Annotated in this window: 18 protein-coding genes and 2 riboswitches; of the genes, 13 read left to right on the top strand and 5 right to left on the bottom strand. The window is 61.8% G+C overall.

The annotated features are described in order from the left end of the window. Positions 1-48: 48 nt before the first annotated feature. Positions 49-242, bottom strand: a riboswitch (yybP-ykoY riboswitch). A gap of 173 nt (positions 243-415) precedes the next feature. Beyond that, positions 416-1591, bottom strand: coding sequence for a porin (locus tag F3J17_RS21160; protein ID WP_167063157.1), 1176 nt, complete (start codon positions 1589-1591; stop codon positions 416-418). Positions 1592-2112: 521 nt separating this feature from the next. Here F3J17_RS21160 and F3J17_RS21155 point away from each other — a divergent pair. The 3 genes from F3J17_RS21155 to F3J17_RS21145 all read left to right on the top strand — a co-directional run bounded on the left by F3J17_RS21155 (position 2113) and on the right by F3J17_RS21145 (position 3431). After that, positions 2113-2379, top strand: coding sequence for a DUF4148 domain-containing protein (locus F3J17_RS21155; RefSeq protein ID WP_345891223.1), 267 nt, complete (start codon positions 2113-2115; stop codon positions 2377-2379). A 33-nt stretch (positions 2380-2412) separates the two neighbouring features. Then, positions 2413-2634 carry a hypothetical protein gene (locus tag F3J17_RS21150; RefSeq protein WP_205194899.1) on the top strand — a complete coding sequence of 74 codons (222 nt, stop codon included), beginning with the start codon at positions 2413-2415 and terminating at the stop codon, positions 2632-2634. Between the two features lie 113 nt (positions 2635-2747). Continuing rightward, the gene (locus tag F3J17_RS21145) at positions 2748-3431 is read left to right on the top strand and encodes a methyltransferase domain-containing protein (protein WP_205194887.1); all 684 of its coding nucleotides are present in this window, start codon (positions 2748-2750) and stop codon (positions 3429-3431) included. Here F3J17_RS21145 and F3J17_RS21140 read toward each other — a convergent pair. Further along, positions 3425-5500 (bottom strand): secretin N-terminal domain-containing protein, encoded by a 2076-nt coding sequence (locus tag F3J17_RS21140; protein WP_167063153.1) that lies wholly within the window; start codon positions 5498-5500, stop codon positions 3425-3427. The two genes, F3J17_RS21145 and F3J17_RS21140, sit on opposite strands and share 7 nt — an antisense overlap. A 431-nt stretch (positions 5501-5931) precedes the next feature. Continuing rightward, a complete protein-coding gene (locus F3J17_RS21135) occupies positions 5932-6186 on the bottom strand; it encodes a hypothetical protein (protein WP_167063150.1) in 255 nt (84 codons plus the stop codon). A gap of 301 nt (positions 6187-6487) precedes the next feature. On the opposite strand from F3J17_RS21135, the gene F3J17_RS21130 reads away from it, so the two are divergent. From F3J17_RS21130 to ugpB, 7 genes are all read left to right on the top strand, one after another. Next, positions 6488-8215, top strand: coding sequence for an alkaline phosphatase family protein (locus F3J17_RS21130; RefSeq protein WP_167063147.1), 1728 nt, complete (start codon positions 6488-6490; stop codon positions 8213-8215). 245 nt (positions 8216-8460) lie between these two features. After that, positions 8461-9783 carry a cytochrome c peroxidase gene (locus F3J17_RS21125; RefSeq protein ID WP_240161099.1) on the top strand — a complete coding sequence of 441 codons (1323 nt, stop codon included), beginning with the start codon at positions 8461-8463 and terminating at the stop codon, positions 9781-9783. Then, complete coding sequence (gspI, locus tag F3J17_RS21120) at positions 9764-10159, top strand: type II secretion system minor pseudopilin GspI (protein WP_167063141.1); 396 nt, start codon at positions 9764-9766, stop codon at positions 10157-10159. The genes F3J17_RS21125 and gspI overlap by 20 nt, the downstream gene beginning before the upstream one ends. Further along, positions 10137-10823, top strand: coding sequence for a prepilin-type N-terminal cleavage/methylation domain-containing protein (locus F3J17_RS21115; protein ID WP_167063138.1), 687 nt, complete (start codon positions 10137-10139; stop codon positions 10821-10823). Before gspI ends, F3J17_RS21115 begins: the two co-directional genes overlap by 23 nt. 2 nt (positions 10824-10825) lie before the next feature. Continuing rightward, positions 10826-11902, top strand: a complete 1077-nt coding sequence (gene gspK / locus F3J17_RS21110) for a type II secretion system minor pseudopilin GspK (protein WP_167063135.1) — start codon at positions 10826-10828, stop codon at positions 11900-11902. Positions 11903-11933: 31 nt separating this feature from the next. Further along, positions 11934-12006, top strand: a riboswitch (Fluoride riboswitch). 78 nt (positions 12007-12084) lie between these two features. Beyond that, positions 12085-13335, top strand: a complete 1251-nt coding sequence (locus tag F3J17_RS21105; RefSeq protein WP_167063132.1) for a voltage-gated chloride channel family protein — start codon at positions 12085-12087, stop codon at positions 13333-13335. A 174-nt stretch (positions 13336-13509) separates the two neighbouring features. Beyond that, a complete protein-coding gene (gene ugpB / locus F3J17_RS21100) occupies positions 13510-14805 on the top strand; it encodes a sn-glycerol-3-phosphate ABC transporter substrate-binding protein UgpB (RefSeq protein WP_167063392.1) in 1296 nt (431 codons plus the stop codon). A gap of 88 nt (positions 14806-14893) precedes the next feature. Here ugpB and F3J17_RS21095 read toward each other — a convergent pair whose 3' ends face one another. Then, positions 14894-16744 carry an acyl-CoA dehydrogenase gene (locus F3J17_RS21095; RefSeq protein ID WP_167063129.1) on the bottom strand — a complete coding sequence of 617 codons (1851 nt, stop codon included), beginning with the start codon at positions 16742-16744 and terminating at the stop codon, positions 14894-14896. A gap of 190 nt (positions 16745-16934) precedes the next feature. On the opposite strand from F3J17_RS21095, the gene F3J17_RS21090 reads away from it, so the two are divergent. Continuing rightward, positions 16935-17456 carry a cysteine hydrolase family protein gene (locus F3J17_RS21090; protein WP_167063126.1) on the top strand — a complete coding sequence of 174 codons (522 nt, stop codon included), beginning with the start codon at positions 16935-16937 and terminating at the stop codon, positions 17454-17456. A 35-nt stretch (positions 17457-17491) separates the two neighbouring features. On the opposite strand, the gene F3J17_RS21085 is transcribed toward F3J17_RS21090, so the two are convergent. Further along, the gene (locus F3J17_RS21085) at positions 17492-18685 is read right to left on the bottom strand and encodes an alpha/beta hydrolase (RefSeq protein WP_240161092.1); all 1194 of its coding nucleotides are present in this window, start codon (positions 18683-18685) and stop codon (positions 17492-17494) included. Positions 18686-19094: 409 nt separating this feature from the next. On the opposite strand from F3J17_RS21085, the gene F3J17_RS21080 reads away from it, so the two are divergent. Both F3J17_RS21080 and F3J17_RS21075 read left to right on the top strand, forming a co-directional pair. Continuing rightward, the gene (locus F3J17_RS21080; RefSeq protein ID WP_167063121.1) at positions 19095-19538 is read left to right on the top strand and encodes a DUF3828 domain-containing protein; all 444 of its coding nucleotides are present in this window, start codon (positions 19095-19097) and stop codon (positions 19536-19538) included. 431 nt (positions 19539-19969) lie between these two features. Then, positions 19970-22072 (top strand): EAL domain-containing protein, encoded by a 2103-nt coding sequence (locus tag F3J17_RS21075; RefSeq protein WP_205194894.1) that lies wholly within the window; start codon positions 19970-19972, stop codon positions 22070-22072. Positions 22073-22120: the final 48 nt, after the last annotated feature.

The raw sequence follows: 22120 nt of genomic DNA, 5'->3' as shown, positions 1-22120 counted from the left end.
CCACTGAGTGGAAGCGGGAATTGAGGGACATTATTGTAGTGATATTCCACGGGCCGGACGGATGGACCAATGACGCAATCCCCCCGCCCAGCCCGGGTGTAAGGGACGACGTCATAGGTCTCGTCAGGCCGAAGAACGGCTGCCGGCGCCATGGCAAAGCTGCCAATTATGTTGACGACGGCGCCTCGCACGTTGCGCGCAAGGCAGACTACTCCCCTAAGACCCGCGCATTATAGCGTAGGAATACGGCGATGCCGAATTCTCCCGACGCATCGCTTCTGCATAGCGCGCGCGGCCAACGAAAAACGCGCATGCGCCCATGGGGCGGCATGCGCGTCGAACACGGCGCGCCGTTTTGCGCGCGCCGCGTCGTGCTTCAGTTTCAGCTTTGAAGCGTGATTTTTCTTCTGATCAATCAGAAGTGGTGGCGAACGCCAATCATCGCCATCGCCTGCTTGTTCGTGGTGGCGTCGTTGCCGAAGTCGCCGAACGAAGCCGTGGCGTTCACGAGCGCGCCCGTATCGGCGTCGATCGTGCGGCCCGATGCCTTCTGGTAGCCCGCGAGCACGTAGATGTCGGTGCGCTTCGAGAGGAAGTAGTCGCCGCCCAGTGTGAACTGGTTGTAGCTGGCGGTCACGCCATTGCCGCTACCCTTGGTGTAGTTGTAGCCGAAGCCCAGCAGCGCCATCGGCGTGACCTGGTAGTTCAGGAAGAACTGTCCCGTGTTGAACTTGGTGTCGCTGTTCGAGCCGTATGCGCTGGTGTAGTTCGCGTATTCGACGTTGCTGTAGCTCAGGCCCATCTGGAACGGACCGTAGTTGTAGTTGCCCACTGCGCGGATGATCTGCAGCGAGTTGGCCGACACGAAGCCGCCGGAGATGGCCGACGAATCGACGTTGACGCTGGTGTTCGGGTTCAGGCCGTCGAACGAGGCGTTCGTGCCGCTGTTGCTGTTGGCCTTGAAGTAGCCCGCGCCGAAGCCGAACGGACCGTGGTTATACGCCGCCGCGACGGCCCACGTCTGGCCCGCGCCCATGCTGCCCGCTTCGCCGCCGAACGCGTACATCGCGCTCACTTGCAGACCGGCCCAGTTCGGGCTCGTGTACTTGACCGAATTGTTGGTGCGGTAGCTGTTGTCGTAGTTGTCGATGTCGCCCGGCGTCGCGAAAGCGGAGCCGAAGTTGACGTCGTCCGTCATCGGCTGGAGCAGGTCGATCAGCGGATCGTACTGACGGCCCAGCGTCACCGTGCCGCCCGTCGTCGAGTTCAGGCCCACCATTGCGGTACGGCCGAACATGCGGCTGCCCTGGCCTTGCTTGCCGTTATCGATATTGAAACCGCTTTCGAGCTTGAAGATCGCCGACAGGCCGCTGCCGAGATCTTCCGTGCCCTTCAAGCCCCACAGGTTGGGCGAGACATTGCCCGACATCATCTGGAACGTGTTGCCCGAACCGTTCTTGCCAGCCTGATTGCCGAAGAAAGCAACCGAGGTGTCCAGCGCGCCATAGAGCGTGACGCTGCTTTGTGCATAAGCGCCGACGGATGCGAGCGAAGCCAGTGTGGCTGCGAGAGCGAGAGCGGTTTTTTTCATTGATGGATATTCATTAAAAAGTTGCGTGAGAGAGCATTCGCTTCATGAAATCGAATCGCGGCGGCGGAGGCACGCCAGCCGGGTTCAGGGGGCGATTATGCGTAACGCTCCTGGTGGACGAATTCGAAAACCTGAAAGACTGAGTTTCAAAAAACGCAGTGCGGTGTATCTCCCGTCTAGACAGCGCTGCAAGCGCCTGGCCCGCGAAGGTGTTGTTTTTTTGCGGCTATTCGGGGCGCGACGGGGCGGCCGGGGATTGAGGTCCAGCCTGAGAAAAAGCGCTTAAAAGCGAATCGAAAGGCCTGCGGATCGCTTGCAACACCGCATGAGCGTTGCGAAGACGATCAGGACACTTGAGTGTATTGGCATGTATCGGGCGTTTATCGAAGCGGACGCCGCGCATGAGCACGCGTTTAAACATTTCTTCATTTTCCTGCGGATATTCGCGTAGGTTCGCGCCTCTATCCTTGCCGCATGAATTGATTTACGGCACCGGCCACGCGGCTGGAAAGGAGTTTGAAGTGAAGAAGAGTTGGAGCGGCGCGCTGGTCGTCCTGATGCTGTCCATGTCGACGCTGGCGCATGCGCGCGGTATGCCGGGCGATCCGCATGCCGAAGAAGCACCGGCGTCGGCGGCGGTTACCGCGCCCGCATCCGCACCTGCACCGGCCTGGAATAACGATGGCAACGCGCACATCACGCGTGCTCAGGTTTATCACGAACTGGTGCAGGCGCAGAACGACGGCGAACTCAAAACGCTTAATAGCACGCTCTACGCGCATCACTGACGCATCGCCGATGCGTCATCGAACGCAACCGTCATGCCGGCATGGCCGCGCGACGTGACGGGCATTCGCATCGCGGCCAATCATCCGAGTTTCGATCCCATGAAATCACGCATTGTCACTTACATCGTGCGCGCGGCGCTATGCGCCGTGGCGACGGCGGCCATGTCGGGCTGCGCCAACCTGCATCCGCAACCGAACGGTCCTGGCGACTGCGTCGGACCGCCGGATTACTGCGTGCCGTTCTTCGGTTCGTAATGGAGGGCGCGTGGCGTGCCGGGGCCTCCCGCGCCGCGCGCATAATACGCATCGACTGGCGCGCGAGATAAACGACGCCAATTGAAGCAATCGCAACCGATGCGAGGAGGCCCATGATCGACCCGGTACAGAACGACCGCGAAATTCTCGCGGCGTGGCATCGCAATGCTGCGCCGTGGATCGACGCGGTGCGCAATGGCAGCATCGCCAGCCGCAAGCTGGCAACCGACGCCGCCGTACTCGATGCGGTGCTCGCGTGCCAACCTCGCTCGGTCATCGATCTCGGTTGTGGCGAAGGCTGGCTCGGCTGCGAACTCATGCGGCGCGGTATCGACGTAACGGGCGTGGACGCCGTGCCCGCCTTGATCGAAGCCGCCCGCGCAGCGGGGCTTACGCAAACCCGCCTGCTCTCCTATGAAGACATCGCGCAAGGCAAGCTTGCCTTGCGTGCCGATGTCGTCGTCTGCAATTTCTCGCTGCTAGGCGCCGAATGTGTGGACGATCTTCTGCGCACGGTGCCTTCGCTACTCGAAGCGCAGGGCACGTTTATCGTGCAAACGCTGCATCCCTTGATGGCTTGCGGCGATCAAGCTTATGCCGATGGCTGGCGTGCGGGAACGTGGGCCGGTATTGACGGCGCGTTTCACGACGCGCCGCCGTGGTACTTTCGCACGCTCGAAAGCTGGATCGCCTTAATTCAGGCGAGTGGCATGACGTTGCGTGCGTTGCGCGAGCCGGTCGATCCGCGTAGCGCGAAACCGGCTTCCTTATTGCTGGTCGCGCGGGCCGCTCACTGAGCAGCGGGCGGTGAAGCCTGCTCGATCGCTTCCTGCTTTGCGGCTTGCCGCACGTGCGTCAAATCGACGATCTCGCCGGATTTGCCGTCGGTGGAGGGCAATGCAGGCACCGTATCGTCCTTCATCAGCCAGTTGTCCGACTTGTACGACTTCGAGCGCGCCTGCATATAGCCGTAGCGATCGGCGGCAATCGCCTGCAACATCGCGCCGTCCTTCACGATAACCGGCCGCAGGAAAATAAGCAGATCTTTTTTCTCGCGGCTCTTGGTTTCGTGCCTGAACAAGGCGCCAATCACCGGAATCTTCGAAATCCAGGGCGTGCGCGTATTGCCGTTCGTATAGCTGTCGCTGATCAGGCCGCCTAGCGCGATGATCTGTCCGTCGTCCGCGAGAATGGTGGTCTGCAATGAGCGCTTATCGATGGTGAAGCCGCCGGACTGGGTCGAGGTGTCGCTCTCGACGCTCGAATCTTCCGAATAGACCTGCATCGTGATCGTGCCGCCCTCGTTGATCTGCGGCTTTACGTTCAGGATCACGCCTACGTCCGTGCGACTATAAGTATTGAAGGCGTTCGCAGCGGTGGAACTCGACGAACTGGTGGAATACGAGCCCGACTCGATCGGCACGTTGCTGCCCACAAGAATGCGCGCTTCGTGATTGTCGAGCGTGACGAGGCTGGGTGTGGAGAGCACGTTCACATCGGAATTCGTCTGCAGCGCCCGGAACAGTCCCTTGGTGCCGAGAATATTCCCGAATCCGGCGACCACGCCAACGTCCGTGGTGGTTTCCGCAAGCGATTCGAGACCCGATGTCGTCATCCATTCGATGCCGAATTCGCCGTCCTTTTCGGAGTTGACCTCCATGATCAGCGATTCGATATACACCTGCACCTTGCGCTGATCGAGTCGCGCAATCACGGTGCTGAGATTGCGGAATACCGGTTCCGGTGCGGTGATGATCAGTGAATTCGTCGAGGTGTCGGCGACGATCTCACCCGATCCCTTGTCGTCCTGATCGCCGCCGCCCTGCGCCTGTCCCGAACCGCTGCTGGTAGAAGCACTGGAGCCGGACGATGTAGTGCTCTTGGTCGACGAACTATCCGAACCGCTCGGCAAGGGTGGCAGCGAACCATTGCTGTTGGGCAACCCGGACGAGCTTTGCGAACTGGCGCCCAGAACGGCGCTCGCGAGTGAATCGTTGTTGCCGCTCGATTGCCCCAGAATCCCGCGCAATGTTTTGGCGAGTTCGGTGGCGTCCGCATTGCGCAAGGTGACGATATGGATATTGCCCGGCGCGCGAGTGGGCGTATCGAGCTTGATGATGAGCGATTGCGCTTCGTCCAGTCGCGCTGCGCTACTCGAACGCAGAATGATGGCGTTGCTGCGCGTGTCCGCAGTGGCGACCACTTTCTGCGTCGGGTCGCTGTTGCCGATGCTGTTCAGATCCAGCACTTTCGCGGCCTGCTGGGCGACGTCGGTTGCATCCGCGAAATTGAGCTGCACCACTGCGATATGCGGCGCGGAGGCGGCTTCCATCCCGGCGATAACCGCTGCGATTCTCTGTACGTTATCGGCGTAGTCGGTCACCACCAGCGTGTTATTGCTGGCGTTTGCCGTCACCGTGTTATTGGGCGAAATAAGCTGGCGCAAGACCGGTTGAAGGGCGGCGGCCGATTCGCGGTGAAGCTGAAACACCTGCGTGATGATCTGATCGCCCTTTGCGACGGGTTGATTGCCCACGTAGGTGGGCACACCCTGATTCTTCGCATCCACTTCCGGCACCACCTTGAGAATGCCGTGATCCTGAAGCAGCGAAAACCCGCGCATGCGCAAGGCCGATTGCAAGGTCTTGAGCGCTTCATCTTCGGGCACAGGCTCGGCGGAAACCAGATCGATCTGGCCTTTCACACGTGGGTCCACGATGATGGTTTTGCCCGTTGCTTCGCCGATCGCATGGGCCACGGCGCTGATGTCCGCGTGCGCGAAGTTCATGACCACGGAAGCCGCGGCGATGTGTGCATAGGAGGCAAGCAGCGCGCCAACCAGCAGAAATGCGCTCTTTCTGGTCAAGCGCGGGAGCGGAACCGGAACCGACGTTCCACGTTGAGATTGATTCATTGTTGCGTTGACTGTGCGGGACGACATATCTCGCCGATAGGCGATGGAGGCGCTCGGGCGTCGCTGCCAGGAAGATCGGCAGTGGGAGAAATCGCTATGCTTGAGCGTTAGAGGGACATGCCGGATCGATCGACTGAATGCGCTGATTTCGCTAAAGCGTCGCAGTCTATTTTTTCAACAAGACGTAAAAGTGACGATCACAAAGCCTTTGATTAACAATTCTTGCAAAGCTGGATTGGCTTTTCTTTATCAATCATCGCGATAGCGGATCAAGCGTGATAGGAATGGTAATGAAATGTGCGCGGGTAAAAGTCGCATTGCGCACGGTCGGCATCATGCGCTCGCCGACCGTAGCGCTTGAGGTCATGGCTTGAGGCTGTTTATCAATGACAATCCGGCGGCGGACCATCGGGCGGCGGGCCGTCCGGATGTTGCGGCGGCGCCGACCCATTCATGGGCGGCGGCGCATGATCTCCAGATTGCGAATGAGAAGGCGGCGGCCCCGGCGGCGGACCGCCGCAAGGCGGGCGCGGCGGCTTGCCCGAGGCGGTATCGGGACCGCCGTCGTACTGCTGTGCGAGCGCGCCCGCTGAGGCGCATCCCAGCAGAACGAGCGCGATAAAAGCCCTGAATTTCACGTTTCTCTCCATCGGCTTCCGGCCGGTTCGGTCGTTGCGTCATCGGTGCAATGGTGGTGCTGACGCTTGATATAAGTGGTCCGGGAAGTATTGCGCAAATAGATGGATTTGTGAGTTTCCAATTATTGTTTCGTTATGCGAATAATAAAATCCAGTGTTGCAAGATTTGGAAATAAAGGAGGAAAGGTGCTGAAATGCGTCCAACGTTACGACGTCACATTGCAATTGCATGATTCCGTCGCCGGAGAAAAGCAAAGCAATGGCAACACAAAAACATCTACGTCAAAAGAAGGGGATTGTGATGCGTCGTACCGTCTGGACAGCCATAGCACTGGCTGCCACTGCAAACTGGCTAGCCGCATGCGGCAGCAACACGACTAGCACGGTCAGCGCGCAGGATGCGCTCACCACTGCCACGCCGATCAAACACCTTGTGGTGATTTACGGCGAAAACGAGTCGTTCGATCATTACTTCGGGACCTATCCGAATGCGGACAATCCGTCCGGCGAGCCCGCATTCACGGCAGCTTCGGACACGCCGACCGTCAACGGCTTGACGACCGCGCTGCTCACCGCCAACCCGAATTCCACCAACGCCACCAACCTGTCGATTTCGGGTATCACGGCCGCTTATCTCGAACCGTTCCGGATCGACCGCGCGCAGGCCAATACGGCTTCGCAGAACCATAACTACAGCCCGGAGCAAGAGGCTGAAGACAATGGCGCGATGGACGAATTCGCCTATTACACGGGCAAGGCCACCACTACCGGTTCCGGCGTGTTCGACACGAAGGGCATGGTGATGGGCTATTTCGACGGCAATACCGTCACGGCGATGTGGAATTACGCGCAGCACTTCGCCATGAACGACAACGCCTACACGGGCACGTTCGGCCCGTCCACGCCGGGCGCGCTCGAAGTGATCTCCGGCCAGACCAACGGCGTGACGCTCACGACCGGCACCAGCACCAATAGCACCACGATTTCCTCGGGCACTTCGCTGAGCACCCAGGCGATTGCGGACGGTGCGGACGGCTTCTCGCTGATCGGCGACCTGGATCCCACCAACGACGCGTGCACGATCTCGAACGACAGCACCAGCACCGTCACGGCAGCCATGAGCTCGTCGAACAAGAATATCGGTGATCTGCTGAATTCGGCGGGCATCACGTGGGGCGGCTTCATGGGCGGCTTCAACCTGTCGACGACCAACGCCAACGGCACGACGGGCTGCACCCGCAGCACGTATTCGTCGGTGCTGAATTCGAGCGTGGTTGACTACGTGCCGCACCATGCGTGGTTTCAGTACTACACGACGACGTCGAACCCGGCGCATACGCGCCCGACCTCGACGGCTTACATCGGCTATACGGAGCCGAAGGACAGCACGTCGACGCCGGTCCATCACCAGTACGACGTCAACGACTTCTATACGGCGGTGAAGGCGGGCAATTTCCCGTCCGTGAGCTTCCTGAAGGCGCCTGCGGTACAGGATGCTCACCCGGGCAATTCGGACCCGCTCGACGAGCAGTCGTTCGTCACCAACGTGGTGAACTTCCTGGAAGAACAGCCTGACTGGAAGAACACGGCGGTCATCATTGCCTATGACGATTCGGACGGCTGGTACGACCACCAGTACATCACGCCGACGAGCGCGTCGTACTCGACCAACGATTACCTCAATGGCACGAGCACCTGCGGCACGGGCACGGCGCCGGTCGGCGTGACGGGTTCGCCTGTCAACGGTCGTTGCGGCCCGGGTACGCGCACGCCGTTCATCGTGATTTCGCCGTGGGCGAAGAGCAATTACGTGGACAGCACCGCCATTACGCAAGCCTCGATCACGCGCTTTATCGAGGACAACTGGCTGGGCGGCACGCGTATCGGCAGTGGTTCGTTCGATGCGTCGGCGGGCAGCATCCTGAACATGTTCAATTTCAGCGGCAGCGGCAATAACTCCGTGCTGTACCTGGATTCGAGCCTTGGGACCAAGCTGTCATCGGCGCCCAGCATATCGGTCACCAACTAGCGACATAGCGACTCTCGCCTGCGCAATGCGCGCGGGCGAGGACTGATCCGATCCGTAGTCTTGCCGACGAGCCAGCGTTACGCGCTGGCTCGATTTGTCGTTGGGTTCCGCATTAATTTCTTGCTGTCGTCACCATGAACTCTCGTTTGAATGCTGTTGCGTCGTCCACGAACACGGACGGCATGCCTTCCACCGGGCGGGCGCGGTATCGCTTCGCGCTCTGGGGTGCGCTTGCCGGTCTGCTGATGCTCGCCGCCTGCGGCGCCTATGCCTTTACCCATCCGGAGCGGATGCCGCAAGCCATCGGCGAGATGCTCGAAGATCAGTTCGGCGTCAACCCGCATCCGGTTCATTTGATGAAGCCGCAGAATGCGCAGCTCAGTTTGCTGGCGCAGATCGGCAAGCAGATTTTCTACGATCAATCGCTGTCCGCTTCGGGCACGCAGTCGTGCGCGTCGTGCCATAGCCCGCAGCATTCGTATGGCCCGCCGAACGCCCTGTCGGTGCAGTTGGGCGGCGTGCACATGACGCAGCAGGGCTACCGTCCTCCGCCCTCGCTCGCCTATCTGTATCGTCAGGCCAATTTCAGCATCGGCCCCGACGCGCCCGATATGGACGTCGCGCCGCCGAGCCTTACCGATACCGCACAACAGGCGCAAGGCGTGACGCGCGCGCAGAAGAATGCGGGCGTGGCGCCCGCAGCGCCCGCGATGGTGCCGCAAGGCGGCCTGTTCTGGGATGGCCGTGCTGATACCTTGCAGGCGCAAGCGATGGGGCCGCTATTCAATCCGGTGGAAATGGCCAACACGAGCGAAGCCGAAGTCGCGCAAAAGCTAGAGCGTGGCGGCTATCTGGACAAGCTGCGCAAACTGTTCGGGCCAGCCGTGAAGTCGGGGTCGGCGATGCTGGTGGACGAGGCGATGTCCGCAGTCAGCCGTTATCAGATCGAAGACGCGTCGTTTCATGCGTTCAACAGCAAGTACGATGACTGGCTTGAAGGCAAGGCGCGTCTGAGTCAGGCGGAATTGCGCGGCCTGCGTCTTTTCAACAACCAGGACAAGGCGAACTGCGCGGGCTGCCACTTGAGCCAGCCGGGCCGCGACGGCTTGCCGCCGCTCTTTACCGATACGCAGTACGAAGCGTTGGGTGTGCCGCGCAATACGGAACTGGTGCAGAACAAAGACCCGAAATTCTTCGATATGGGTCTTTGCGGTCCGTACCGCCAGGATCTGGCGAGTCAGACGCAATATTGCGGCATGTTCCTCACGCCGACGCTGCGCAACGTCGCGAACCGCCAGGTGTTTTTCCACAACGGCGTCTATCACGACCTCAAGCATGTGATGGACTTCTACAACCTGCGCGATATCGCACCGGACAGGATCTATCCGCACGATGCCTCTGGCAAGCCGCAAAAGTACAACGATCTGCCCGCAAAATACGCGGCCAATATCGATGTGGCGGATGCGCCGTTCGACCGCAAGTTCGGCGATAAGCCTTCGATGTCGGAGCAGGATATCGACGACATCATCGCGTTCCTGAAGACCCTGAATGACGGCTACCAGCAGTAAGGCCAGCGCGCGGGGCTTCACCATGATCGAGGTGCTGGTTGCGCTGGCGATCATTGCGGTCGCGCTGGCGGCGTCGATGCGGGCGGTGGGCAATCTCGCGACGAGCGAAGCCGATTTGCACCAGCGCCTGCTGGCGGGCTGGAGCGCGGACAACGTGCTGGCGCAACTGCGTCTGACTCACGCGTGGCCCGCGCTCGGCGTGACACAGTTCGATTGTTCCGAAGGCAATCTCGCTTTGGTATGCACAGAAAGCGTGAGTTCGACGCCCAATCCCTTGTTCAGGCGCGTGGAGATTTCGGTCACGGCGCCTGGGCGCAAGGGCAATCTGGCGCAACTCATGACGATGTTCGACGATGAAATCAACCGTTCGTTATAGACGCCTGAGTCGTGCATATGCACGTTCGAGCGGGTTCACGTTGCTGGAACTGCTGGTGGCGGTGGCGATCCTCGCAGTGGTGGCCGTGCTGTCGTGGCGCGGTCTCGACGCCATCGCGCGCGGTCGTGATTCGATCTCGCGTTCGATGGCCGATGAGCGCGTGTTCGCAGAACTGTTCGACCAGATGCGTATCGATTCGCGGCTCGCTGTGTCCGATGACGAAACCGGCGGCAGCGCAATTTCCGCCGATTCTTCCGGACTGCAGATCGTACGCACCTGGCCGGTCGTAACAGGGCAGGCACCGCGTCTCGAAGTCGTGCGCTATCACGTGGCCGATGGCCGCGTGATCCGCTACGCTTCGCCGCCGATCGGCAATTTCAGCCAGCTTCGCCGCATCCTGCGCCGAGGCGAAGACGCGTCATGGAGCGCGGTGCCGCTGATGAACGGCGTGGGGGCGATCCAGGTGCGCATGTATGTGCCGCAGACCGGCTGGACGACGCAGATGGGCGACGTGCGCAGCGCCATTTCCACCAACGACAACAACCTGACGATCCCGCAACTCGCCGCCATGCCGCTGCCGCGCGCGGTGACGGGATTGCAGGTGAGCATCAGCGCGCCAACGCTCAAACGGCCCATTTATCGCGCGTTTCTGGTGGGGGAGTGACGATGCATGCACCCATCAAGGCACGCGCCACGCGACGCGAAGAAGGCGCGGCGATCATCACCGCGCTGCTGGTGATGGCGCTGTCGGCCATTCTGGTGTCGGGCATCCTCTGGCGCGAACAGGTGCAGGTGCGGCGCATCGAGAACCAGCGCCTGCTCGGCCAGGCGCAATGGGTTGCGCGCGGCGCGCTCGACTGGACGCGGCTCGTCCTGCACTCGGAAGCCGATACGCTGCCTTCGGTCACGTATCTGGGCGGTCTGTGGAGCACGCCGGTCGCGCGCACGCGGCTGAGCCATTTTATTGGCGCGATGAGCGATGACAGCACGCAGGTCGGCTCGACGTGGCTGACTGGCACAGTCGAAGACGCCCAGTCGCGCTTCAATTTGCGCAGTCTCGTGTCGAATCCCTCGCCTGGCGTGCTGGAAGTGAACGTCACGCAATTGCAGGCGTTTCAGCGTTTGCTGCAACTCGTTGGCGTTGACGGCCAACTGGCGAGCAAGACGGCGCTTTATGTGCGCGCGGGATTGTCGCATTCGGCTACGCGCTTCGAAAACGCCGGTACGTCGAATACATCGACGCAAACGCAGGAGGACGGTTCGAGCTTCACGGATAACCCCGGCCTCGAAGCGAGCGACGACGACACCAGCAAGGTCGCCTCGCTGCTGATGACCGATACCGACGCGCTGCTCGACATCCCCGGCTATACACCCGCAGCGGTTGCGCGATTACGCCCGTTCATTACGGTGTTACCGAACGCGACGCCAGTCAACATGAATACCGCAAGCGCCGAGGTGCTGACCGCCATCATTCCGGAGATGACGCTGGCCAAGGCGCAGGCGTTTGTGGCGCGTCGGCAGACGGTTTTCTTCCGCAACATGAGCGATGTCTCGCTGGCGCTTCAGGCTGCAGACGTAGATGGCGTGACGCTGGATTCGTCGCTATACGACGTCAACACCAGCTATTTCCTGATTCATGGTGGCGTGCAGCACGACCGCGCCGAAGTGGATCGCACCACGCTGGTATGGCGCGACCCACTCACTCACGCCACGCGCGTGGTGCGTGTGCAGGATCAGCTATAGACGCCGACAGATCGCGCAGTTGGTGTATGATCACGGCCTCGGAGATGGCGTTCCTCCTTTAACCACCGCGCGTTCGTTTCGCGGTTAATGACGCCTACAGTTACTGACCATCGTCGGAGCTGTGGGCGCTCGTCTCGACATTCCGCACCTTGGTCAGCCCGTATTTTTCAGGCACAAGACCAATGGACACCTTCCGCCGTTTTGAACAACTCGAACTGCTGCCATATTTCGGCAAGTGGCTGCTGATTGCCAGTTTCGTCGCTGCGCTTGCGGGCAGTGCGTCGGCCTTCTTTCTATTTGCACTCGACGACGCGACCGCGTGGCGCGAGGCGCATCGCTGGGTGATCTGGCTGCTTCCGCTGGCCGGCTTCGCTGTCGGCTGGATTTATAACCGGCTCGGCAAGCCCGTGGATGCGGGCAACAATCTGCTCATCGACGAAATTCACGACCCGAAGAAAGTCGTGCCGCTGCGCATGGTGCCGCTGGTGCTGGGCGGCACGATCGTGTCCCATCTGTTCGGTGCGTCGGTGGGGCGCGAAGGCACAGCCGTGCAGATGGGCGGCGCGCTCGCCGATCAACTCACGCATGTTTTTCGCCTGAAACACGATGACCGGCGTGTGCTGCTGATGGCGGGGATGAGTGCGGGTTTTGCTTCGGTGTTCGGCACGCCGCTGGCGGGCGCGGTGTTCGGGCTGGAAGTGCTGGCAATCGGGCGCATGCGTTATGACGCAATCTTTCCGTGCGTGGTCGCGGGTATCGTCGCCGACCAGGTGTGCCTCGCGTGGGGCGTCCATCACGTGCACTACACGATCGGGCAGATCGTGCCGGTAGGTTTTGGCAGTGTGATAGCGGTGGCGCTGGCGGGCATCGTGTTCGGGCTCGTCGGCATGGCGTTCGCGACCTGCGCGCATCGCCTGGGCGCGCTTGTGAAGCGCTATATCGCTTATGCGCCGCTGCGTCCGCTGTGTGGCGGTATCGTCATTGCAACGGCGGTGTGGGCGCTCGACGCTTATCACTACATTGGCCTGGGCATTCCCGATATCGTGCGCGCTTTCCAGATGCCGATGCAGCCTTGGGACAGCCTTGGCAAATTCGTCTTTACGATCGCTTCGCTGGGCACCGGTTTCAAGGGCGGCGAAGTCACGCCGCTCTTTTATATCGGCGCGACGCTCGGCAACGTGCTGGCTCCGCTCCTGCATATGCCGTTTGCGCTCATGGCGGGCATTGGCTTTGTCGCTGTGTTTTCAGGCGCGGCGAATACGCCGATTGCCACCACGCTCATGGCCGTCGAGCTGTTCGGCGCGGATATTGGGCCGTTGGCCGCAATCGGCTGCGTGACCGCTTATCTGTTTTCCGGGCACACGGGTATCTATCGCGCACAACGCATCGGACACGGCAAGCCTCGCAGGCAGGAAGGCACGGCGGGGCAATGACCGGCAATCAGCGCATGAGTGCCATGTCGCTATGCTAACCTTGCGCAGCTTTGTGTTTCGCCATCCCGTATCGATATCCACGACCAGGAAAAGAGCCCGATGAGAAAGCACGAGAAGTTGCGCACGAAACCACGTCATACGCTGCGGGGCGCGCTGCGCGTCCTGAGCGCCACGATGCTGTTCGCATCCGGCATGCAGGCGGCACAGGTGGCGCAGGCAGCGCCCACCGAAATCCAGTTCTGGCACGCGATGGAATCGGAACTGGGCGAGCGCGTGAACGAAATCGCCCAGCAGTTCAACGCCTCGCAAAGCGAATACAAGATCGTGCCGGTTTTCAAGGGCACCTATGATCAAACGCTCGCAGCCGGTATCGCCGCTTATCGCAGCGGCGACGCGCCCGCCATCCTTCAGGTCTACGAAGTAGGCACGGCAACCATGATGCAGGCGAAAAAAGCCGTCGTTCCCGTCTATGACGTGATGAAGAACGCGGGCGTGCCGTTCGACGAAAAAGCCTTCGTGCCGACCATTGCGAGCTATTACGGCGATGCGAAAACAGGTCATCTCGTCTCGATGCCATTCAATAGCTCCACGCCGCTGCTTTACTACAATCGCGACGCGTTCAAAAAGGCCGGCCTGAATCCCGACGCACCGCCGAAAACCTGGCCCGAAGTCGCCGCCGATGCCGCGAAACTCAAGGCCGCGGGCCTGAATTGCGGCTTTACGACCGGCTGGCAAGGCTGGATCCAGATCGAGAACTACAGTGCCTGGCAAGCCGCGCCGATCGCGACGCGCAATAATGGTTTCGATGGCGCGGACGCGGAACTGGAAATCAACAAGCCCTTGCAGGTCGCGCATATCGCCTTTCTGCAGAAGATGGCGAAGGACGGCACGTTCACGTATGTGGGACGCAAGGATGAGGCCACGGCCAAGTTCTATAGCGGCGATTGCGGCATCATGATGGGCTCGTCGGGCGCGTTTGCGAATGTGCAGAAGTACGCGAAATTCCAGTTCGGCACCGGCATGATGCCGTACGACCCGAGCGTGAAAGGCGCGCCGCAGAATGCCATCATCGGCGGGGCGAGCCTGTGGGTGCTGGCGGGCAAGAACCCTGAGGTCTATAAGGGCGTCGCGAAGTTTCTGGCGTATCTGACTTCGCCCGCTGTCGCTGCGAAATGGCACGAGGATACGGGTTATCTGCCCGTGACGACCGCCGCCTACGATCTCGCGCGCAAGCAGGGCTTTTATGCTGCACATCCGGGCGCCGATACCGCCACGAAGCAGATGCTCAACAAGCCGCCGCTGCCTTACACCAAGGGCCTGCGTCTGGGCAACATGCCGCAGATCCGCACGGTGGTGGATGAGGAACTGGAGCAGGTGTGGACGGGCAGCAAGACGCCGCAGCAGGCGCTCGATTCGGCCAACTCGCGCGGCAATGAATTGCTGAGGCGCTTCGAGAAGCAAGGTGGCTAACCACCGCTAAGACACAGCGCAAAATCGATAACGGCGCGATGTCCTTGAATGGACATCGCGCCGTTTTTCTATCGGCGAAAAAGCGCGTTCAGAACCACGCGTCCTGCATGTCGAGTGTGGTGCGATCGAGCGAGGTCAGCAGATCGAATTGCGCGGACGTCTTCGGCAATTCCCACGCAAAGAAGTAAGTCGCCGCTGCCAGCTTGCCGCGATAGAAGTCGGCGTCGTCGCCTTGCACGTGCTTGAGCGCCGCGCGTGCGGCCAGCGCCTGCTCAAGCCAGATCCACGCGACGACAACGTGACCGAACGCTTCCAGGTACACCGAAGCATTCGCGAGCGTCACATTCGGATCGCCCGCCGCCCACAGCGCGCGCGTGACTTCCACCAGCCGTCCAAGCGCCGCTTCCAGCGCGCGCGCATGCGCTGCGTCCTGCGCATCGCCATTCGAACGGGCGCGGTCGAGCGTGGCCTGTACGCGCTGCGCGAACAGTTTGAGCGCCGCGCCGTCCTTGATCGTCACCTTGCGGCCGAGCAGATCGAGGCCCTGAATGCCGTGCGTGCCTTCGTGAATCGGATTAAGGCGGTTGTCGCGATAGAACTGCTCGACGTTGTATTCGCGCGTGTAACCGTAGCCGCCATGCACCTGAATCGCGAGGTCGTTAGCGGCGAGGCACCATTGCGACGGCCAGCTTTTGGCAATCGGCGTGAGCAAATCGAGCAACAGCGTAAGCGGTTCGCGCGCGGCATCGTCGTCAATGGCGCGGGCTTCGTCCACGAGCTTCGCGCACCACAGCGTGAGCGCAAGCGCGCCTTCCACATAGCTCTTTTGCGCGAGCAGCATGCGGCGCACGTCCGCGTGCTCGACCAGCTTGATTTGCGGCGATGCCGGATCCTTGCCCGCCGCGCCCATGCCGCGCCCCTGCGGACGATTGCGCGCATAGTCGAGCGCGTGCAGATAGCCGGTGTAGCCGAGCATCGTCGCGCCCAGACCTACGCCAATGCGCGCCTCGTTCATCATATGGAACATATAGGCGAGGCCCTTGTGCGGCTCGCCCACCAGATAGCCGATGGCGCCCGCGCGGCCGCCCGGCGTGTACTTCGTGCCTTCGCCGAAATTGAGCAGACAGTTGGTGGTGCCGCGATACCCCATCTTGTGATTGAGGCCCGCGAGCACCACGTCATTGTGCTCGCCGCGCGTGCCGTCCTCGTTGACGAGGTATTTCGGCACCACGAAGAGCGAGATGCCCTTCACGCCGGGAATCAATTTGCCATCCGGGCCCGGAATCTTCGCGAGCACCAGATGCACGATGTTTTCCGACAGCTCGTGCTCACCGCCCGAAATCCACATTTTGTTGCCGCGCAGACGATACTGCGCGCCCAGTGGCGATTCGCCCTGGTAGTCGGCGCGCGTCGCCACATCGGATAGCGAAGAACCCGCCTGCGGTTCCGAGAGACACATCGTGCCGAAGTAGCGCCCTTCCAGTTCGGGCTTCACGAAGGTCTCGATCTGCTTTTCGCTGCCGTGCGCGAGCAGCAGGTTCGCATTGCCGATGGTCAGAAACGGGTAGGCGCTCGATCCCACGTTGGCGGCCTTGAACCAGGCAAAGCCGGCTTTCTCGACCACCAGCGGCAACTGCATGCCGCCGTATTCGTAGTCCTGGCCTGCCGCCATCAGCCCGGCTTCGCAGAAGGCCTTCAGCGCGGTCTTGACTTCGGGAATGATGGTGACGGTCTCGCCATCGAAATGCGGCTCGTGCTGATCGTTCTTCTTGTTGTGCGGCGCGAACAGGTCGGTGGCGATCTTCTCGCAGGTGTCCAGCGCGGCGTCGAAGGTCTCGCGCGAATGGTCGGCGTAGCGCGCGATACGCGTGAGACGCTCGACGTCGAGCCATTCGTAGAGCAGGAAATTCAGGTCACGGCGGGAGAAGATCAGCGACATGGCAGGCGGTCTCGCGAAGAAGGTGACGAGTGAGAGCGCCAGCCTACACTAAAATAGTACGGTCGTACTATTGGGTTTTTACTGAGCCAGCCGATACGATCGCACCCTGAAACCATCACGCGCGTCAGGCTCGCGTAGACTGATCGGCGCGTACATTCCGCACGCCTACTTAAAGACCAGGAGCATTTGCATGAGCCAACCCGCGCTGATCGTCATCGACCTCCAGAACGACTATTTCCCCGGCGGCGCGTTCGAACTCTGGAACGCCGACGCCACGCTCGCCGTGGTCGAGCGCGCCATCGGCCGTGCGCAGGTGAAGGGTATCCCGGTGATCCACGTCCAGCACGTCGCCGACGCCGCCAAAGGCAATGCGCCGTTCTTCAACGCGGGCACCGTGGGCGTCGAAACGCATGCGCGCATCCAGGCGGCCGCGCCCGATGCGCCCGTGGTCGTCAAGCAGTTCGCGGATGCCTTCGAGCGCACCACGTTGCACGACACCTTGCAGCGTCTGGGCGTCGACGAGCTGATCCTGTGCGGGATGATGACGCAGAACTGCGTGACGCATACGGCGCTGTCCCGCCGCGCCGACGACTACAAGAAAGTCACCGTGCTCAGCGACGCCTGCACCACGGTCAGCCAGATGATCCACGCGATTGCGCTCAGCGCGCTGGCCACGCGCGTGACGCTCGCGCCGTCTGACTCGGTGATCTGAGCGGTGATCTGAGTCCGCTTTGATCCCTTAGCCGCTCACGGCTTCGCCAGGTGACGGTTGAAGAACGCCAGCGCTTCACTCGCCGCGAGCGCATGCACGGCGTCCCGGTCCACGCCCGGACCATCCTTGCAGATGCGCGCCAGGCGCTCGGCGGCAACAGGCAGGCAGGTGTCGAGGAAGGTGTAGTGCGAAGCGCCCGGCACCATCGTGAGGCTCGCCTGGGGCAAAAAGCCCGCGATGCGGCGCACGTTGGTGTCGGGCGGCACAGTGATATCGGCGGTGCCCGCGAGCAGGGCGACAGGAATCGACACGGACTTGAAGGCATCGGCGTCGAAGGCTTCGCCCAGCGCGGGCGCAATTGCGAACACGGCCCGCACGCGGGCGTCGCGGTACGAATCGCCCGAGCGGGCGAACGAGGCGCGCATTTCGGGCGTGGGCGGTGGGTGCGGGGCGCTTGCGCCGCTCGCGTCGCTTGACGCGCCGGCCAGGCGCTTCGCTTCAGGCGGATGGCAGATCGCATCGGCCTGCGGCGAACGGCAGAACGCCTCCAGGGCATTGACGTCCGTGCGCGCGCCCGCGAGTGCCAGCACGGTGTAGCCGCCCAGCGAAAACCCGGCCGCGCCAATACGCGTGGCGTCGATATGCGGCCCGAGCTGCGGATCGGCCAATAAAGCGTCGAGCACGTTGCTCAGATCGGTCGCGCGTTCCCACCAGAGCAGGAAGCCTTCACGCGTGAGCGGTTCGAGTTCGTTATTGCCCGGATGATTGACGGCCGCGACGATATAGCCGTGCGCAGCAAGCGCGCTGGCTAGCCAGTCCTGATCGTTGGCGCTGCCGCCCGTGCCGTGCGATAGCAGCACGAGTGGAAAGCGCGTGCCTGCATCGCCGGCCAGCGAGGCGTCGCTGGCGACGGGCTGGCCGCGGAATATCGGGTCGCCGGGTCGGCCAATTTCGCGCGGCGTTTCCGGTGTGCCGGGCGCGACGGGATACCAGACCTGGGTGAGCAGTTGCCGCGTCGTTGCGCCGCGCCAGTTGCGCTCGACGGCGGGATGAACGACGCGCGAACCCAGGCCGACGTGCCAGGGCGCGGGGCGGGTGACCACTGCGGCGGATTCATCGGCGTGGGCGCAAAGCAGGGGAGCGGCGAGCAGGACGGCGAGGCACAGCGCGCGCCGCATAAAGCGGGCAAGAAGGAAACTCGATCCAGACATAGCAAGAACACGCGGCATGCTCGCACTCCCGGCATCGGATTGATACGGAGCCCGATTTTAATGAAGAAGTGCAATTCGAGCGGGATAGCCGCGCGGCCAGGCCGAAACATGCCATGAAGGGCGTGAAACCTCTGAGCACCGACAGCACATTTTTTCTTTAAATCTGATAAACAGACCGGCTTTCGGATTGATTTAAAAGGATTGATTCAAATGGCATACGCTGGCGCCAGCGCGGCAACCTATGCGTTTAATCACGCTCAGGCTGGTAGCACGGGACATTGTGCAAAATACGTCCGGCGCGCGATTCAATGGGACCATCTGGATATCCGATTTTAAGCAACAGCCCGGCGCTGAAGGCTTTTATCCGGGTCCGGCATATCGCACAGCGCATCCGCCGTACAAAATCTATCGCCACAATTGATCTTCCATGAAGCGTCTTCTCTCAATACTCGCCCTTTTCGCGTTTGCGTTCAGCTCCAATGTTTTCGCATCCGGCGCAGCCGATTCGCCCGAAGCCAGGGTGAGCCAGTTTTATACGTGGTACATCAAAACGGGATCGGACCTGACCTTTCCGTTGCTAAAGGAAGGTATCTTCGAGTATGTCGCAAAGGATACGGTCAACAAATTGCGAAGCGACTATCGGCATAATCGCTTGCCGGAAGATGTGGATTACTTCACCAAGACTCAGGATGAGGACGATCAGGACTGGTTGAGCCACATCGCGCCGCGGCAGGTTGCCATGCTGGGCGACGTGGCGGTCGTCCCGGTCATGTTCGGTTCGAAGAGCCAAACCGGCGTCGTGGTCTTCATGCGCAAGATCGCAGGCGTCTGGAAAATCACGAAGGTCGATAGCACGCTGGACTATCGCTAGACCCTCTCAGCCACGAAGATGGAAAGCCGTGCGAAGCCGCGCGGCTTTTTTCCGCCGACGACGCGCACGCAGTGCCAACCCTTGACGTTTTCTGCCGCAAATTCCCAAAAATCCGCGCAATTTGCCGAAATATTTCGGTGAAACGTTTGCAAATACTCGAATAAAAAAGGGCTTTATAAAGTTATGCGACATAGGTGCCGTAGACTGGCGTACGGGCCTCGTGCGCGTCGCGCGAGACCTGTCCGTCCCGATCTTCCCGTTTCGACATTGGCTGGCGCTTCGGTTCGATAGCGCGGCGCGGCGGCGCTGCGCCGTGATATCGTCGCGCCCCTGCGCGCGAACCGGGCGAGCCGCCCGCGAAGCTGGCTGAAAAAATTACCGTAGCAAAAGAAGTCGCTCATGAATCCAGGCTTTAAGGAGGCCTTCCCGTGATGAACGTGCTGGGCTGCATCGTCAACAAGCACAATCCGTGGCTCGTCATCGTGGCCGTGCTGATCTGCGGCGCGGGTTCGTGGGTGACGGCGCGCCTCGTGCGGCGCGCGTTCGCCACGCTCGGCATGCAGCGCGCGGGCTGGCAGTTCCTCGCGGCTACCACGGCGGCGGTCGCGATCTGGTGCACGCACTTCGTGGCGATGCTCGGCTATGAACCGGGCGTGCCCGTGACCTTCGATCCGGTGCTGACCATCGTGTCGCTGCTCATCGCGCTGGTGGGCAGCTTCCTTGGCATCTTCGTGGCGTGCAGTGGCTGGACGCGCGCCGCGCCCGCGATCGGCGGCGCGCTGGTCGGGCTGGCGATCTCGCTGATGCACTACACCGGCATGACGGCCTATCGCGTCGAAGGCATCGTCATGTGGAGCCGGCCATATCTGGTGGTGTCGATCGTGTTCTCGGTCGTGTTCGGCGCGCTCGCCTTCGATCAGGCTTCGCGCAAGCCGGGCGCGGCGAACATCGGCGGCAGCGTGATGGGCACGCGCGCGCAGGTGGCCACGGTGGCGGGGCTGCTGGCCACCGCCATCGCTACGCTTCACTTCATCGGCATGTGCGCGTTCGAGATTGAACCGCTCGCGATCGACCCGCATGTCGCCAACCCAGCCGCGCTCCAGGCGCTGGCACTGGCAGTGGCGGGCATGGCCTTCATCATTGCGGGTGCGGGCCTCGTGAGCTACCTGCTGGACGATAGCGTGCGCGCCGAATCGGTCGAGCATCTGCGCACGATGGCGCTCTCCGACATGCTCACCGGTCTGCCTAACCGGGCGGGCTTCAACGATCGCCTCGACACCGAAGTGGCCCGCACCGCGGCGCACGGCGGCAAGCTGGCGCTGGTGGGCATCGACCTGAACCGCTTCAAGGACATCAACGACCTGCGCGGCCACCACGCGGGCGACGAAGTGCTGCGTATTCTGGCGCTGCGTTTCAAGAGCCTCGTGCGCGAGGATGAATTCGTCGCGCGCGTGGGCGGCGACGAATTCGTGGCGCTGCGTCGCTTTTCGCAACGCGAAGCGCTCGACGACTTCCTGAACCGGCTGGAGACGGCGCTGTTCCGCCCGATCCGCTATGACGACTGGGAAGTGAATTCGGGCGCCAGCATGGGCGTCGCGATCTATCCAGACGACGCCACCAGCAAGACCGTACTCATCAATAACGCCGATCTCGCGATGTATCGCGCGAAGGCGGATCCCACGCGCTCGGTGTGCTTCTACGAGCCGAAGATGGACGAGACGGCGCGCGCGCGCCGCTCGCTGGCGGCCGATCTGCGCGATGCGCTGTCGCGCGGACAGTTGAGCGTGCACTACCAGGTGCAGACCTCGATCGCAAGCGGTGAAATCTGCGGCTATGAGGCGCTGCTGCGCTGGGAGCATCCGCGCCAGGGCTTTATCTCGCCGGGCGTGTTCATTCCGTTGGCCGAAGAAAACGGGCTGATCCTCGCGATCGGCGCCTGGGTGTTGCGCGAGGCCTGCTCGCGTGCCGTCACATGGCAGCCGCCGTGCAAGGTGGCCGTGAATCTTTCGGCGGTGCAGTTTGCACACGCGGATCTGCCCTCGCTGGTCGCCGAAGTGCTGGAGCAAACCGGCCTGCCGTCTTCGCGCCTCGAACTCGAACTGACCGAATCGACCATCTTCGCCGACCGCGAGCGCTCGCTCGAAACGCTCCAGCGCATCAAGGCGCTGGGCGTGAGCCTGGCGCTCGACGATTTCGGCACGGGGTATTCGTCGCTGGATACGCTGCGCTCGTTCCCGTTCGACAAGATCAAGCTCGATCAGTCGTTCGTCAGCGAAGCCGAATCGAGCCGCCAGGCGACGGCGATCATCCGCGCGGTGCTGGCGCTGGGCAAGAGTCTGGGGATTCCCGTGCTGGCGGAAGGCATCGAGACGCAGGATCAGCTCGACCTGCTGGCAGGCGAAGGCTGCGATGAGGTGCAGGGCTTCCTGCTGGGCCGTCCCGTGCCGCTCGCGCAGCTGGTGGCCAGCGGCAAGCTGAGGCTGTCGGGTTCGCCGGTGTCGGCGGCGGCTGCTGCTGCGGTCGCAGCGGGCTAACCGGGATATCCGGGCTAACCGGGTTGCCGGGTCTAGCGGACGAAGCGC

Source organism: Burkholderia sp. Ax-1719, assembly GCF_011753055.1.
Classification (GTDB): Bacteria; Pseudomonadota; Gammaproteobacteria; order Burkholderiales; family Burkholderiaceae; genus Paraburkholderia.
The sequence above is the reverse complement of the archived record's forward strand: the minus strand, read 5'-3'. Positions and strand labels throughout refer to the sequence as shown.

Coding starts and splice junctions, on each gene's coding strand:
- F3J17_RS21125 (WP_240161099.1), top strand. CDS start 8,461: ATGCTCGCCGCCTGCGGCGCCTATGCCTTTACCCATCCGGAGCGGATG.
- F3J17_RS21090 (WP_167063126.1), top strand. CDS start 16,935: ATGAGCCAACCCGCGCTGATCGTCATCGACCTCCAGAACGACTATTTC.
- F3J17_RS21085 (WP_240161092.1), bottom strand. CDS start 18,685: ATGCCGCGTGTTCTTGCTATGTCTGGATCGAGTTTCCTTCTTGCCCGC.
- F3J17_RS21075 (WP_205194894.1), top strand. CDS start 19,970: ATGAACGTGCTGGGCTGCATCGTCAACAAGCACAATCCGTGGCTCGTC.
- ugpB (WP_167063392.1), top strand. CDS start 13,510: ATGCTGTTCGCATCCGGCATGCAGGCGGCACAGGTGGCGCAGGCAGCG.
- F3J17_RS21115 (WP_167063138.1), top strand. CDS start 10,137: ATGAAATCAACCGTTCGTTATAGACGCCTGAGTCGTGCATATGCACGT.
- F3J17_RS21150 (WP_205194899.1), top strand. CDS start 2,413: ATGCCGGCATGGCCGCGCGACGTGACGGGCATTCGCATCGCGGCCAAT.
- F3J17_RS21095 (WP_167063129.1), bottom strand. CDS start 16,744: ATGTCGCTGATCTTCTCCCGCCGTGACCTGAATTTCCTGCTCTACGAA.
- F3J17_RS21160 (WP_167063157.1), bottom strand. CDS start 1,591: ATGAAAAAAACCGCTCTCGCTCTCGCAGCCACACTGGCTTCGCTCGCA.
- F3J17_RS21130 (WP_167063147.1), top strand. CDS start 6,488: ATGCGTCGTACCGTCTGGACAGCCATAGCACTGGCTGCCACTGCAAAC.
- gspK (WP_167063135.1), top strand. CDS start 10,826: ATGCATGCACCCATCAAGGCACGCGCCACGCGACGCGAAGAAGGCGCG.
- F3J17_RS21080 (WP_167063121.1), top strand. CDS start 19,095: ATGAAGCGTCTTCTCTCAATACTCGCCCTTTTCGCGTTTGCGTTCAGC.
- gspI (WP_167063141.1), top strand. CDS start 9,764: ATGACGGCTACCAGCAGTAAGGCCAGCGCGCGGGGCTTCACCATGATC.
- F3J17_RS21105 (WP_167063132.1), top strand. CDS start 12,085: ATGGACACCTTCCGCCGTTTTGAACAACTCGAACTGCTGCCATATTTC.
- F3J17_RS21145 (WP_205194887.1), top strand. CDS start 2,748: ATGATCGACCCGGTACAGAACGACCGCGAAATTCTCGCGGCGTGGCAT.